The 14,123-nt window shown below is 65.8% G+C and carries 16 protein-coding genes; 4 read left to right on the forward strand and 12 right to left on the reverse strand.

The features are described 5' to 3' along the window. Positions 1-74 precede the first annotated feature (74 nt). Genes hpnC through hpnA form a run of 3 tightly spaced genes read right to left on the reverse strand, consistent with a single transcriptional unit; the run spans position 75 to position 3,158 of the window. The gene (gene hpnC / locus ABF821_RS07415) at positions 75-983 is read right to left on the reverse strand and encodes a squalene synthase HpnC (protein ID WP_182975529.1); all 909 of its coding nucleotides are present in this window, start codon (positions 981-983) and stop codon (positions 75-77) included. Further along, positions 980-2,146, reverse strand: a complete 1,167-nt coding sequence (locus ABF821_RS07420; protein ID WP_415529568.1) for a glycosyltransferase — start codon at positions 2,144-2,146, stop codon at positions 980-982. The genes hpnC and ABF821_RS07420 overlap by 4 nt, the downstream gene beginning before the upstream one ends. Before the next feature lie 16 nt (positions 2,147-2,162). Beyond that, positions 2,163-3,158, reverse strand: a complete 996-nt coding sequence (gene hpnA, locus ABF821_RS07425) for a hopanoid-associated sugar epimerase (protein WP_182975527.1) — start codon at positions 3,156-3,158, stop codon at positions 2,163-2,165. Between the two features lie 198 nt (positions 3,159-3,356). On the opposite strand from hpnA, the gene ABF821_RS07430 reads away from it, so the two are divergent. Beyond that, entirely contained in the window at positions 3,357-4,403 is a 1,047-nt protein-coding gene (locus ABF821_RS07430; RefSeq protein WP_182975526.1) for a lysylphosphatidylglycerol synthase domain-containing protein, read from the forward strand. 13 nt (positions 4,404-4,416) lie between these two features. Next, entirely contained in the window at positions 4,417-5,319 is a 903-nt protein-coding gene (locus ABF821_RS07435; protein ID WP_182975525.1) for a prephenate dehydrogenase/arogenate dehydrogenase family protein, read from the forward strand. A 183-nt stretch (positions 5,320-5,502) separates the two neighbouring features. Here the strand turns inward: ABF821_RS07435 and ABF821_RS07440 are convergent, their stop codons facing one another. The 6 genes from ABF821_RS07440 to ABF821_RS07465 all read right to left on the reverse strand — a co-directional run bounded on the left by ABF821_RS07440 (position 5,503) and on the right by ABF821_RS07465 (position 9,495). Then, on the reverse strand, positions 5,503-6,213 hold the full coding sequence (locus ABF821_RS07440; RefSeq protein ID WP_182975524.1) for an SDR family oxidoreductase: 711 nt from the start codon (positions 6,211-6,213) through the stop codon (positions 5,503-5,505). 99 nt (positions 6,214-6,312) lie between these two features. Next, positions 6,313-6,729 (reverse strand): carboxymuconolactone decarboxylase family protein, encoded by a 417-nt coding sequence (locus ABF821_RS07445; protein ID WP_415529569.1) that lies wholly within the window; start codon positions 6,727-6,729, stop codon positions 6,313-6,315. Positions 6,730-6,803: 74 nt separating this feature from the next. Continuing rightward, positions 6,804-7,478, reverse strand: a complete 675-nt coding sequence (locus tag ABF821_RS07450; protein WP_415529570.1) for a peroxiredoxin-like family protein — start codon at positions 7,476-7,478, stop codon at positions 6,804-6,806. Between the two features lie 107 nt (positions 7,479-7,585). Further along, on the reverse strand, positions 7,586-8,680 hold the full coding sequence (locus tag ABF821_RS07455; RefSeq protein WP_415529571.1) for an alkene reductase: 1,095 nt from the start codon (positions 8,678-8,680) through the stop codon (positions 7,586-7,588). A 25-nt stretch (positions 8,681-8,705) separates the two neighbouring features. Next, positions 8,706-9,341, reverse strand: a complete 636-nt coding sequence (locus tag ABF821_RS07460; protein ID WP_182975520.1) for a glutathione S-transferase family protein — start codon at positions 9,339-9,341, stop codon at positions 8,706-8,708. Then, positions 9,334-9,495: a hypothetical protein gene (locus ABF821_RS07465; RefSeq protein ID WP_415529572.1), complete on the reverse strand. Its 162-nt coding sequence runs from the start codon at positions 9,493-9,495 to the stop codon at positions 9,334-9,336. The genes ABF821_RS07460 and ABF821_RS07465 overlap by 8 nt, the downstream gene beginning before the upstream one ends. Positions 9,496-9,609: 114 nt before the next feature. Here ABF821_RS07465 and ABF821_RS07470 point away from each other — a divergent pair, with 114 nt between their 5' ends. Beyond that, the gene (locus ABF821_RS07470; RefSeq protein WP_415529573.1) at positions 9,610-10,494 is read left to right on the forward strand and encodes a LysR family transcriptional regulator; all 885 of its coding nucleotides are present in this window, start codon (positions 9,610-9,612) and stop codon (positions 10,492-10,494) included. A 333-nt stretch (positions 10,495-10,827) separates the two neighbouring features. Here the strand turns inward: ABF821_RS07470 and ABF821_RS07475 are convergent, their stop codons facing one another. The 3 genes from ABF821_RS07475 to hmpA all read right to left on the reverse strand — a co-directional run bounded on the left by ABF821_RS07475 (position 10,828) and on the right by hmpA (position 13,439). Beyond that, positions 10,828-11,394, reverse strand: coding sequence for a carboxymuconolactone decarboxylase family protein (locus tag ABF821_RS07475; protein WP_182975517.1), 567 nt, complete (start codon positions 11,392-11,394; stop codon positions 10,828-10,830). A 405-nt stretch (positions 11,395-11,799) separates the two neighbouring features. Next, positions 11,800-12,168: a DUF488 domain-containing protein gene (locus ABF821_RS07480; RefSeq protein ID WP_182975516.1), complete on the reverse strand. Its 369-nt coding sequence runs from the start codon at positions 12,166-12,168 to the stop codon at positions 11,800-11,802. A 62-nt stretch (positions 12,169-12,230) separates the two neighbouring features. After that, positions 12,231-13,439 (reverse strand): NO-inducible flavohemoprotein, encoded by a 1,209-nt coding sequence (gene hmpA, locus ABF821_RS07485; protein ID WP_415529574.1) that lies wholly within the window; start codon positions 13,437-13,439, stop codon positions 12,231-12,233. 82 nt (positions 13,440-13,521) lie between these two features. On the opposite strand from hmpA, the gene ABF821_RS07490 reads away from it, so the two are divergent. Further along, positions 13,522-13,965: an Rrf2 family transcriptional regulator gene (locus tag ABF821_RS07490; RefSeq protein WP_415529575.1), complete on the forward strand. Its 444-nt coding sequence runs from the start codon at positions 13,522-13,524 to the stop codon at positions 13,963-13,965. Positions 13,966-14,123: the final 158 nt, after the last annotated feature.

The following is a 14,123-nucleotide window of genomic DNA, read 5'->3' on the forward strand; positions in this document are numbered from 1 at the left end:
GCTTCCATCATCCGTATCACTCCGCGGCAGGGTTTATGGCGGATCGGCGCCCAAGACAAAACCCCACCCTACCATCAGGGCAGCACGCGCAGGGCACCCGCCAACGCCCCCACCGCGTCGCCGCGCGTCAGTTTCACCCGGCCCGCCAGCGGGTCCTGTCGCCGCAGCCGTCCGGCCAGACGCCGCGCCAGCCCGACGATCACCGCACAATACAGCCGCATGCGCCGGTCGCGCACCAGCCCGGACAGGCGCGCGGCCTCGTCGTTCAGCCCGTCCACCCGGTCCAGCAGCGCGTTCATCACCCGCCGCAACCCCGGCGAGGCATGGCCCGCCCGCAGATCGTCCACCGACGCCCCCTCGCGCGCCAGCCACGGCAGCGGCAGATAGCAGCGATCCAGCGTGCGCAGATCGTCGGCGCAATCCTGCAAATGGTTCAGCACCTGCAAGGACGTGCACAGCGCGTCGGACGGGCCGAACGTCTCCGCGCGCTCGCCATGCAGTTCCAGCAGGAACCGCCCGACCGGATTGGCGGAATACCGGCAGTAATCGGCCAGTTCCTCCCAGGATTCATAGCGGTTCTTCACCGCATCCTGGCGAAAGGCCACGATCAGGTCGGTCGCGGTTTCGACCGACACCCCGGTCACCGCCAGCGTCCGCCCCACGCGCACCGCCGTCTGCGCATCGCGGCGCAACGGGGCCTCGCGCCGGCCCCGCACCACGTCTTCCATCGCATTCAGCCGCGCGATCTTGGCCTCGGGCGTCAACCGCTCATTGTCGACGATATCGTCGATCACCCGCGCGAAATCATAATAGGCATGCACATGCGGGCGCAGCCGCCGGCTGATCAGCAATGAGCCGACGGGAAAATTCTCGTCGGAAGCCCCCTTGCCGGACGACACATCCTCGGTTCCCCACACGTCCTGATCGGTCGGCGCGGCGGTATCCTGCGGGCTCTGGGTCGCGTTCACATACTGTCCTGTCATTTTGGCGGGGCGTTCCCGTTCGGTTCGCGATAGGCGCGGCTTTTCCACACCACGCCACGCCCTCGATGATGGTCGATGGCCGACCCGACGGTGGCGGCGGTATAGAACACGGCCACCAGCGGCAGAAACAGGGCCAAGGCCGGCGAAAGGCGAAAGCGCCGCAGCGTCGGCACGAAGGACGCCATCGAGACGACCCACGCCGCCGCCCCCAGCAGGCGCGGCAACCCATGGCCGAACAGCGCCAGCAGCATCGGCGCGATCCAGACCAGCACCATGCCCAGCACGGTGCCCACCAGCAGCAGCGGCGAATAGCGCAACTGCACATAGGCGGTCCGCGCCACCATGCGCCAGATATCGCCCGGATGCGGATAGGGCCGGATCGAACGCGCCAGCCGGCTATGCCCCAGATACAGCCGCCCCCCGCTGCGCTTCACATGCATGGCCAGGGTGCAATCGTCGATCAGGGCACCGCGCAGCGATTCGATGCCACCGATGCGCGCCAGCGCCTCCCGATGGATCAGGATCGACCCACCCGCCGCCCCGGCGACGCGGCTGCCCGGATCATTGACCCGCGCGAACGGATAGAGCAGCGCGAAGAAGAAGACGAAGGCCGGCACCAGCATCTGTTCCGCAACGCTGGCGCAGTTCAGCGCGACCATCTCCGACACCATGTCCAGCCCGTCGGTCCGCGCCTTGGCCACCAGGGTCGCGATGTGGGCCGGATCATGCGTGATGTCGGCATCGGTCAGGAACACATACCCCGAATCCGCAGGCACCTGGCGCCGCACCTCGGCCACGCCCTGCGCCACGGCCCACAGCTTGCCGCTCCACCCGGAAGGCCGCTCGCCACCGGTCACGACGGTCAGCCGGCGCGACGGGTCGGGCACCGCGCGCGCCAGATCGCCGGTCCCGTCGGTGCTGTTGTCGTCCACGAGAACCAGCGACAGCGGGCCGGGATAGGACTGCTCCAGCAGCGACCCCACGCAGGCCTGCACCGACCCGGCCTCGTCACGGGCCGGGACAACGATGCAGACCGGCGGCCAATTGTCCCCGGCAATGGCAACCGGGTCCAGAATCGGCCCCCCCTGCCAGAAACGGCCATGGAAACAGATCAGAAACAGCCAGATCAGGGCGCAGAGCAGCGCCGTCAGCAGCAGGACCATCGTCTTGGCATCCGTCTTATTTCAGCATGCCATTCTGGCGGAACCACGCCACCGCATCCGTCACCGCGTCACGCGCCGGACGCGGCGCATAGCCCAGCTCCCGCTCGGCCTTGTCGGAGGAGAAGAACATCTTCTTCCGCGACATGGCCAGCATTTCGCGCGTCACGCGCGGCGCGATGCCAAACCCGCGCGACAGCCATTCCGACACCACCGCCACCGGCCAGATCACCTCCTGCGGCAGGCTGACGCGCGGCGGCTTCACGCCCGCGATCTGCGATGTCATGGCGAACAGGTCGCGCAGCGCCAGGTTCTCGCTGCCCAGGATGTATTTCTCGCCGATCCGTCCCCGTTCCAGCGCCAGGGCATGCCCCTCCGCCACGTCATCGACATGGACGAGGTTCACGCCCGTATCGACATAGGCCGGCATCTTGCCCGCCGCGCAATCCAGGATCATCTGCCCGGTCGGCGTAGGCTTGATGTCGCGCGGCCCCACGGGCGTCGAGGGGTTCACGATCACCGCCGGCAGGCCACGCTCGCGCACCAGGCGCAGCACTTCCTGCTCCGCCCGGTATTTCGACCGCTTGTAGATGCCGATCACCGCATGCTCATGCACCGGCGTGGCCTCGTCCGACACCGTGCCGTCGCCGATCAGCCCCAGCGCCGCCACCGAGGAACAATAGACGATCCGCTCCACCCCCGCGTCCTGCGCCGCCAGCATCAGCCGCCGCGTGCCCTCCACATTCGCCGTCATCATCGGCGCCGGGTCGGGCACCCACAGCCGGTAGTCGGCGGCGACGTGAAATACATAGCGGCAGCCGCGCACCGCATCGGCAAACGTCGCGGGGTTGGAGAGATCGCCCTCGACCATCTCGGCCGGCAAATCGCGGATATTGCTCAGGTCGGCGCCCTTGCGGGCCATCAGCCGCAGGCTGTGCCCCCGCTGCAACAGCGTGCGGGCAACGGCCGAACCGACGAATCCGGTCGCGCCGGTAACAAGCGTGGGGGCAGTCATGATCCGATCAAATGCTCCGGAAGGTCCCGCCCGCGCGGCCCCGAGGGGTCGTGCGGACGGCGGAAGGCGGGGCACCATTTATCCCGACACCACATGGTGGCGCCAGACCCTCCTCTAGTGTAAGTCAGGCCCAACCCATGCGTCGGCCCCCTCCCTGGCGGAGTGGCCATGGCGCGGCAGACGAAGTGCGGTCAATCCTTGAAAAAACTCACGATCCTGCTGGCCTTCCTGGGACTGGCCCTGATTACCGGATGCACCGCATGGCTTGGCGCGGGGTCCGTGCTGAAGGCGGTCCTGTCCATCGGCATCGTCGGATTCGGCGCCACCATCCTCGCCCAGCTTGCAGTGGATGCAATCCTGGGCGTCGCCTGGCACGCGGCCTGCCGCGAGATCGGGCTGGCCCACCTGACCATGGCCCGCATGGTCCGCGACGCGGCGGCGACCTGCCTGCCCTTCTCGCAGCTCGGCGGCATCCTGATCGGCATCCGCGCCACCGGCGCCGAGGCCACGCCCCGCACCGGCGGCCGGTCGATCGACTGGCCCGAGGCCGCCAGCGCCAATATCGTGGACCTGACGACCGAGGTGCTCGGCCAGATCGTGTTCGTGCTGATCGCGGTGGTGTTCCTGGTCGTGCACCAGCAATCCAGCCCGTTTGCCAAGCCGGTCATCATCGGCACGCTGCTGCTGGCCGTGGGCATCGGCGGCTTCATCTGGACCCAGCAGCACGGCGGCACCATCCTCAAGCGCATGGCGCGCGGCCTCAGCCGCAACATCGCCTCGCAATGGCACAGCGCGATGCTCAGCCGTGCCGACACATTGCAGGAGAAGCTGGACGAGATGTGGTCGCACCCCGGCCGCATCGCCGAGGCCGCGGCGGTCCATCTCGTCGCCTGGATCGGCAGCGCCGCCGCCATCTGGGTCGGCTATTATTTCCTCGGCGCGCATCTCAGCCTCAGCGGCGCCATCGTGATCGAGGGCGTGGCCTGCGGCATCATGTCCGCCTCGTTCCTGGTGCCCGCCGGCCTGGGCGTGCAGGAAGCCGCCTACATCGCACTCGGCTCGGCCTTCGGCATCGACCCGTCGATCTCGCTGGGCCTGTCGCTGCTGCGCCGGGGCCGCGACCTGGCCATCGGCGTCCCCGTCCTGCTGCTGTGGCAGGCCGCCGAGGTGCGCCGCCTGCGCGGCAGCCGCGCGAATGCCACCCCGGAGGACGGTCCCTACCCCGCCTCCGAACGCTCGCGCTGAACCGCCTCCCGCCATGACCGAAACCCCGACCGCTTCCCCCCTGTTCGGCACGCTCGCCGTCATCGGCCCCGGCCTGATCGGCTCGTCCATCCTGCGCCGCGCCCAGCGCGACGGCACGATCGCCCGCGAACTGGTGGCCTGCGACATCGACCCCGCCGTCCGCCAGCGCGTCACGGAACTCGGCATCGCTGACCGCGTGGAAGCCGATCCCCTCCGTGCCGCCGCCGACGCCGACTGCGTCATCCTCTGCGTGCCCGTGGGCGCCATCGCCACCGTCGGCGCCCAGATCCTGCCGGTCATGAAACCCGGCGCGATCCTCAGCGAGGTCGGATCGACCAAGCAGTCGATCATCAACGCCATCGCTCCCGCCCTGCGGCCCGACATCCCCTTCGTGCCCACCCACCCGATGGCCGGCACCGAATATTCCGGCCCCGACGCCGGCTTCGCCACCCTGTTCGACGACCGCTGGTGCCTGCTGACACCGCTGGAAGACACCGACCCGGCGGCCACCGCGCTGGTGGAGACGATGTGGCACCGCCTGGGCGCGCGCACGCGCATCATGGACCCGGCCCATCACGACCGCGTCTGCGCCATCGTCAGCCACCTGCCGCACCTGCTGGCCTTCACCATCTGCGGCACCGCCGACGACCTGGCCGACGAAACCCGCTCCGAAGTGCTGGATTTCGCGGCCTCCGGCTTCCGCGACTTCACCCGCATCGCGGCATCCGACCCGGTGATGTGGCGCGACATCTTCCTGAACAACCGCGAAGCCCTGCTGGAAATGCTGGCCCGCTTCATGGAAGACGCCCAGGCCATGGCCCGCGCCATCCGCTGGGGCGACGAGGATTTCATCGTCGACCGCATCGAACGCGGCCGCCACATCCGCCGCAGCCTGCTGGAAAACCGCCAGGCCTGAAGATCAGGTCTCAGAGCCTGACCGAACATGCGCGCTGGCGGCGTGTCCCCCGCGCGTTTCCTCCGCGCGTTTTCTGGGCTTCGGTGCTCATGGCCATCAAGGCCACTCCGCTCCGATGCTCGGAAACACATGTCGGGCGCGGCCCGAAACGGGCCGCTCTCGCTCGCCAGCCCACATGTTCGGTCAGGCTTTTCCGATCGAGGCTCCGCCGTCGATATGCAGGGTCTGCCCCGTCATGAACGATGCGTCTTCCGACAGCACAAACGCGATCGCCGCCGCCACTTCTTCCGGTCTTCCGAACCGCTTCATGGGGACACTCGATAGATAGCGTTTTTCACCATCGCTGCCGGGCATGTTGTTGGCGCGAAACAATTCGGTCTCTGTTGGGCCAGGAGCGACGGTGTTGACCGTAATCCCGGTCGTGGCAAGTTCGAGGGCCCACCCCCGCGAAAAACTGATCAGTGCCGCCTTCGCCGCGGCATAGGCGGTCCGTTGCACGGCCCCAAGGGCTGTCAGGCTGGATATGTTGACGATGCGTCCCCAACCACGCGCCTTCATCCCCGGCAGAAGGGCCTGGGCCGTCAGGACAGCCGGGTGAAGATTGACCCGCATGACCTCGTCGAGAGCCGACAGGGAAACCTCTTCAAGAGATTGTGCCCTGACGAGGCCGACATTGTTGACGACACCATCGAACGCGTGCTGCTCCGCAAGCTCGGCGCACAGGCGTGCCGTTGCATCGCTGTCGGCAAGATCCGCCTGCACAAGAGTGCCTGGAAAGCCGTCCGTGCGATTGCGCGCCAGACCGACGACGCGATGACCCTGCTTCGCCAGATTATGCGCCAGAGCCAGGCCAATGCCCTTGCTGGCGCCGGTAATCAGAAAGGTTCGTTGCATTGTCGGGTCTCCAGGAGTGAAGGGGAGCGGGAGGAAGCGAAAAAGGCACCGCAGACAGGGTCATGCCGCGTTCCGATGCCTGCGGCCCCCCGCCCTGTTTCAGAGAAGGCCGCGATGGCCTGCATAATCGGCCGTCTTGTCCAGCCCACGCTCGGCTATGATTTTTGTGGCGATCGGCAGGACGTTCGAGATGGCTGGAAATCCGACATAAGGGAGCATCTGGATCAGCGCTTCTTCGATCTCGCGCAGCTTCATGCCGTGGTCGAGCGCGAAATTCATATGCAGACGGAATTCGTGCGGCTGTCGCAGCGCCACCATGACTGTCATGGTAATGAGGCTTCGGCGCGGCTGGTCGAGACCATCGCGCGTCCAGATGTCGCCGAAAACGTGATCGACCGCGTATCCGGCAATATCAGCCCCGAATGTGCTGGACGCGGCGGCGGCGGCAAGGCGCTCGGACGGCTCAGGCCCCATCAGGGCGCGTGTTGCCGCGTTGCCTTTTTCTCTCGGTGTCATCGTCTGTCTCCCGTTTTCTGATCGTCCGCGCCAGCCCGGAACACCATGTCGGGCTGGCGTGGATATCGCGCTGATCAGGCCGTGACGTTCGCGGCCTTGCGCAGGGCCGGAAGCATGTCTTCAGGCTCGGGGCGGCGGGTATAGTCCGGGTTGACCTCGGCATAGAGAACCACGCCGTCCTGGCCGATCACGAAGCGGCCCGGCATCGGCAGGGTCCAGCTGTCGTCACCGTTGAAGCCCGGCAGATCGTTCTTCAGGTTCTGGTAGAGTTCGACCAGATAATCCGGCAGCGCGAAACGCAGGCGGAATTTTGCGGCCACATCGTTATGCGTGTCCGACAGGATCGGGAAATCAAGCGCGTTCTGGCGCACCGACTTGCGGCTGTTGACCACCGTCTGCGGCGAGATGGCGATCAGGTTTGCGCCCAGTGCGCGGAACGACGGCAGGGCGGCTTCGAGCGCCTGAAGCTCCATGTTGCAGTAAGGGCACCAGACGCCGCGATAGAAGCTCACGACCAGCGGCCCCTTCGCCAGAAGATCGGCGGAGGACACCGGATTGCCTTTCGGATCGTCCAGCGTGAAAACCGGAGCCCTGTCGCCTGCCTTGAGCGCCTTTTCGGCGGCACCGGAGGCGATCAGTTCGGCGGTGGCGCGACGCATCACCTCGATGACGGCATACGGCACGTTGTAGGGTGGCTTGCCGGCTTCAAAGTCGGTTTTGAAGGCGTCGAGTTTTGCCTGAAGTGACATGGTCGTTTCCATTATGGCTCGTCGTGACATGCTCGGGATAGAGCGATGCGCTGCGTGGGGGATGCCGGCTCGGACGACGATCGGTCATTCCGGGCCGGAACGGGATTTCAACCGACGGATTCAAGCGCCGGATAATCGGTGTAGCCATGCGCATCGCCGCCGTAGAAGGTCGAACGGTCATACGCGTTCAGCGGCAGATTGCGTCGCAGACGTTCCGGCAGATCCGGGTTGCTGATGAACGCCCGCCCGAAAGCGACGGCATCGGCGTCACCTGCCCGGATGATCGCCTCGGCACTGGCGCCATCAAAACCGCCAGCGGCAATGAGCGTGCCGCTGAAGGCGCCGCGCAAATACCGGGCCGCGACGGCATCGCTCTCGGCGACCAGTTCCGTGCCCTTGATGCGCGGCTCGACGACGTGAAGATAGGCGATGCCCATTTCGTCCAGTTTCTTCGCGACGTAGCCGAAGGTCTCCTGCGGATTGCTGTCGGACATCGAACCGTACGTGCCACTTGGGCTCAGCCGCACGCCGACGCGGTCCGCGCCCCACACATCGATAGCCGCCTGTGTTACTTCCAGCAGGAAGCGCGCGCGGTTTTCGATCGGGCCGCCATATTCATCGGTGCGATGGTTGGTGCCGTCCTGCAGGAACTGGTCGGGCAGGTAGCCATTCGCGCCGTGGATTTCCACGCCATCGAAACCGGCCATTTTCGCGCGCGCCGCGCCCTGCCGGAACTGTTCGATCACGCCAGGAATTTCATGAAGTGCGAGCGCGCGAGGCATCGAGAACGGTGCCGGCCCGTTCGGGGTATAGGCATCGCCTTCCGCCTGGATCGCGGACGGTGCCACGGGCGCGCCGCCCTCGGGCTGCAGATCGCGATGGGACTGCCGCCCAACGTGCCAGAGCTGCATGACGATCTTGCCGCCCCCCGCATGCACGGCATCGGTCACCGCGCGCCAGCCATCGATCTGCACGTCGTCATAGATGCCGGGCGCGCCAGCATAACCGTATCCTTCCCGCGCGACGGGCGTGGCTTCGGAAACGATGAGGCCGCCCCGGGAGGTGCGCTGGGTGTAATAGTCGCGCATGAGCGCACCGGCCCTGTCACCGGGTTCCGAACGCATGCGGGTCAGGGGCGCCATGACGACCCGATGGCCGAGCGACAGCGCACCCGCTCTGAAAGGCGTGAAAAGCATGGACATGATGTTTTCCTGGGTTGGGATGCTGTCAGTCTTGCGGAACGAGCGCTTCGACGCGGGCGATGCCGCGCTGCACGGCCGGGCGCGCTTCGATTGTTTCGTACCAGCGGGCGACATGCGGTGCGTCACTGAATGTGATGTTGGGAAAACCACGGCGCCACAGCCAGCCGAAATGGGCGATGTCCGCGATGGTGAAGTCTTCCCCGCCGACGAAGGGGCGCTGCGCCAGCACGCCGTCGAGCACGCCCAGCGTGCGTGTCGCTTCGGCGGCAAAACGCGCGATGGCGAGGGGCTGAGGCTCGGCGGCGAAGCGCTGGAAGAAGCCGGACTGGCCGAAAGCCGGGCTCAGACCGGAGGCGTGAAAGAAAAGCTGCTCGAAAACGCGGGCGCGCTCTTCCCCGCTGGCCGGCAGGAGCCGCCCGGTCTTCTCGGCGAGATAAACGAGGATCGCCGCTGATTCCGTGAGAACGAACGGATCGCCGCTCTCGGGCGTGTCGACGAGGACCGGCACCTTGCCGTTGGGATTCAGCCTGAGAAACTCTGGCGTCTTCTGTTCGCCCTTGCGGACATTGACGCCATGCAGCGTATAGGGAAGTCCCAGTTCCTCCAGCGCGATCGGCACCTTGACGCTGTTGGGCGTCGCGAAAGCATAAACATCAAGCATCGTCGTTGTCTCCTTCATGGCGGGCCTGCGGGCTGGAGAGAGCATGGCCGACCAACGCCAGCAGGGCATGAAGCGGGCTGCCGGTGAGCTGGAAGGCGAGCATGCCGTGCGCGATGGCCGGTTCGAACGCCGCGACAATGAAGGGTCCGAACATCGGGTCTTCTTTCTCTCTGGCCCGGCCTGTCCGGGTGAGGGAGACGATATCTTCCATGCCGCTCGACATGGCAGCCGTCTCGGGGCGATAAAGGTCATTCCTCGGAGGAATGGCATGGACCGATATCAGGCAATGACCACGTTCGTGCGCGTGGTGGAGACGGGCTCGTTCTCAGCCGCGGCGCGTCAACTTGGCGTGGGCCAGCCGGCGGTTTCCAAGACCGTGGCGCAACTCGAGGCCCGGCTTCAGGTCAGCTTGCTGATCCGCACGACGCACGGCCTGACGCCGACCGAGGCCGGGCAGAACTTCTATGAACGCGCGCGCAATGCCATCCAGGAGGCGGACGAGGCGGAACGCGCCGCCAAGGGGGCGGGCATCGGGCTGTCCGGGCGATTGCGGGTGTCGGCGGCGACGACGTTTTCCCGCCTGCATGTGATTCCGAAATTACCCGCATTTCTGGCGGCACATCCGCAACTCGATGTCGATTTCCTCCTCGACGACCGGATGATCGATCTCGTGGCGGAGGGTGTCGACATTTCCCTGCGCATGGGCGCGCTTTCCGATTCCACAGCCGTTGCGAGAAAAATCGCGACCGGCCGGCGCTCGGTCATCGCAACGCCTGCATATCTGGCGCGTGCGGGATTACCGCGGCACCCTGCAGATCTCGCGAACCATGACACCGTCATCTACAGTCAACTGCCGAGCGTCTGGTCGTTCACGCGGAACGGGGCGGCGGTGTCGGTTTCCGTCTCGGGACGGCTGCGCGTCAGCGCCGCCGAAGGGTTGCGTGCCGCAATACTGGCGGACATGGGCCTGACCATCACGTCGGACTGGATGTTCGCGCCGGAACTGGAACGCGGCGCCGTCGTGCGGGTGCTGGAAGGGTGGTCGTTGCCCCCCATCGATCTCTGGGCCGTTTTTCCAGCCGGTCGTATGATGACCGCGAAAGCACGTCAGTTCGCAGGCTTCGTCGAGGATCTCATGAATTCGGTGGTGTGAGCGCTCTGGCAGGCAATTTTCAGAATGGCCGCTCTACCCGACGACAACACTGGCTATTCCCACCGGGCCACTCCGCTGACGTTGAGACAATCGTCGAACGCACTGGGGCCTGTGACATGCACCATCACAGCCGGGCCATTTTCTGGAAACGACCGGCTTCATCCTTGCACCGGATGGCTCAATCGTGAATGACGTCTATTCCACGCGGGCCATCGGGCGTCTCGTTCCCGGACATATGATCCGGCTGGTCGCGTTCATGCGGTCCTGAAAATCTCGATAATGTGCCCGGCTCCGGAAGAAAGGGCACCCGGCGTCATGCCGGGCGCCCGAACGTCACGACGCGTTGCCGGTCGGTTTCGTCCATTCATTCCCCTTCATGAAATCGTCGAGGGGGGTGTGGACAATGTGGTTGGTGTAATTGCTCATCACCTTGGTGGCGACGCCCAGCACAACCTCAAGCACGTTGCGGCGGGTGAAACCGGCATTGATAAAAGCGTCGACATCGGCATCGGCGACCTGGCCGCGATTGCGGACGACCAACGTCGTGAAGTGATGGAGTGCTTCCAGCTTCGCATCCGGCAAGGGCTTACCGGCACGCAAAGCCTCAATCACGGCCGCGTCCATCTTCTGCATTTTGGCCAGTGTCGTGTGACCGGCCATGCAGTAACGGCACTCATTCTCGTAGTTTGCGGTGAGGTAAACGACCTGCTGCTCATGAGCGGTCAGTGTCGTCTTGGAAAACAGATCCCAGAGTGCCGTGTAGCCTGCCAGCAACTCCGGTGACTCGGCCATGTAGGATTGCAGGTTGGGTACGAAGCCGAAAGCGCCCTTGACACCCTCGAAAATGGGGCGGGCCGCTTCGGGAGCGGTGTCGGTCGTATAAGCGGTGAATTGGGTCATTGGTCTGGTTTCCTCTCTGCCAAGGATTAGGTGACGGAGAGGAACCTGATCGATTGATTGGAGCGGTCCTAGGGAGCGTCCGGGACTAACGATTATGCCCTGCTGGAATAGGTAGACCGGTTTACCAGTCGGTAGCTCTCGAGCAGGCCGTATCATATGTGCGGATGTCCCGCGCGAGACCATCGGAGGTGCATGTGCCGATGGCGCAACGTGAAATCGTGCATCTTGAACGGACAGCCGTTCGGCGGCCGCCAGCAGCATCACGCCACCATCAGATGTGAGCCGGCCACCAGCAAAAGCCGGTTCGGTGAAGATGCTCCAGTCTATTGTTTTTACGAGCATCTTCACCTGTTTGAATGCACGCATTCAAACAGGATATGCTCTAAAAGCCGTCAGCGCGGGCGGTCACGCCCCGCGCAGAAAATCCCTCAACACCAGCGCATGGTTATGCGCCAGATCATGTGCCGCATACAGCAGCGTGACCTTTTCCCTGCCCGCGAGCGCCTCCAGTTGCGCGATCTCCGGATTTCCAGCCTGAAGTTCCCGGCGATACCGGGCCTGGAATTCCTCCCAGCGCGCCGGATCATGCCCGAACCAGTGCCGCAGATCCGGGCTGGGCGCCACGTCCTTCAGCCACAGATCCATCTTTAGCGCGTCCTTGCGCACCCCGCGCGGCCATAGCCGATCCACCAGCACGCGCACCCCGTCTCCGGGTTCAGGCGCGTCATACACGCGCTTCAGCCCGATCTCGGACCGATGATCGTCTCGCACCATAGCCCCCTCCATTCGCGCCGGCCGTCCGAAGGGCTCCCCCCGGACAGCCGCACGACCATCGATCAGACGACGAGTTCCGGATCGACAGCAGACCCGAAGAACTCATAGCGGATCTGCGCCGCCGGCAGTTCCACCGCCCGCAACGTCCCCACCATGTCCCGCATGAACGCGTCCGGCCCACAGATATAATAGGTCGCCTCCCGGTCCAGCGTCTCGCGCAGCCAGCCCGTGCCGACGCGCCCGGCATGCCGCGTCACCCCCGGCCCGCCATCCTGAACCGTCCCATCCGCATGGGCGAAGAAGAAATCCGCCGTCAGCACGCCACGCGCGGCCAGATCACACACATCCGGCACGAAGGCCGCCGTCTCCGGCGTGTCCGACCCATGCACATACCGCACCGAACGTCCGGCCTTCGCCGCCAGTTCCGCCAGCATCGAGACCGCGGGCGTCAGGCCCACACCGGCCGTCAGCAGCACGACCGCACCACCCGCCGCCTCGTCCAGCACGAAATCACCGGCCGGATTGGCAACCTGAAGCTCGGCCCCCTCCCGCACGCTATCGTGCAACCACGGCGACACGACGCCCCCCTCGGCCCGACGGACGCTGATCCGATAATGATCCGCCCCCGGCGCCGAGGAAATGCTGTAATTGCGGCGCTGCGTCTCATGCCCCGGCACATCCAGCCTGAAGCTCAGATACTGCCCGGCCTTATGCCGCGCGATCGGCCCGCCATCGACCGGCACCAGCTCGAACGACACGATCGCCGGCGTCTCCTGCCTGCGCGCCCGCACGCGGAACGCCCGCCAGCCCACCCAGCCGCCCGGCTCCGCCTCATGCGCGTCATAGATCTGCTTTTCCCGGCCGATCAGGATATCGGCCAGGAACCAGTAAGCCTTGCCCCACGCATCCAGGATCTCCGGCGTCGCGGCATCCCCCAGCACCTGCGCGATGGCCCCCAGCAGGGCCTCGGCCACATACGGGTAATGCTCGGGCAGGATGTTCAGCCCGACATGCTTCTCCGCGATCCGCTCGACCATGCCGCCCAGCGCACCCAGCCGGTCGATATGCTCGGCATAGGCCAGCACCGCCAGCGCCAGCGCCTTGGGCTGCGCGCCGTCGCGCTGGTGCGACATGTTGAACAGATCGCGAATCTGCGGATGCGCCAGCAGGCGCTTGTACATTTCCGTGGTGATATCCACCCCGTGCGCCTTCAGCGCGGGGACGGTGGCACGGATGATTGCACGGGTCGCGTCGTCGAGAGGAGCGGACATGGGTCCATCCTTTAAGGTTTATTTTCAATACACCTTTTCGGACAGATTGGAAAACCTGTCAAGAACGCGCATCTTTCCGATCATGAAACTGACGTTGCAAACCGACTATGCACTGCGCGCATTGATCTATCTCAGCAGCCGGACCGAGCGCCTGTCCTCGATCCGCGAGATCGCGGACGTCTACGGCATTTCCGAAGCCCACATGGTCAAGGTCATCCACCGCCTGGGCAAGGCCGGCTTCATCGACACGATTCGCGGCCGCAATGGCGGCATCCGGCTTGCCCGTCCGGCCGCCGACATCAATATCGGCGCCGTCGTGCGCTATATGGAAGACGACATGGCCCTGCTGGCCTGCATGGGCGCCAATGCGGACACCGATCCACGCGCCCAGTGCCTGCTCATGCCCGCCTGCCGCCTGCGCGGCGTCCTGGGCGAGGCATTACAGGCGATGACCACGGTCCTGGACCGCCACACCCTGGCCGACGTCATCACCCCCTTCGAACGCAACAGGCTTAACGCCCCTTGACCCCAAAAGCGGTTTCCAAAGGCACCGCCTTTGGCGGGGTGGGGGGGGGCGCCCCCCCCCCCCCCCCCGCCCCCCCCCCCCCCCCCCCGCCCCGCCCCCCCCCCCCCCCCAAGACCCGGCCGCGGCCCCGCGCCCCGATGGACCAGCAACCCCCCCCC

Source organism: Gluconacetobacter sp. (assembly GCF_047721585.1).
Lineage (GTDB): Bacteria > Pseudomonadota > Alphaproteobacteria > Acetobacterales > Acetobacteraceae > Gluconacetobacter > Gluconacetobacter dulcium.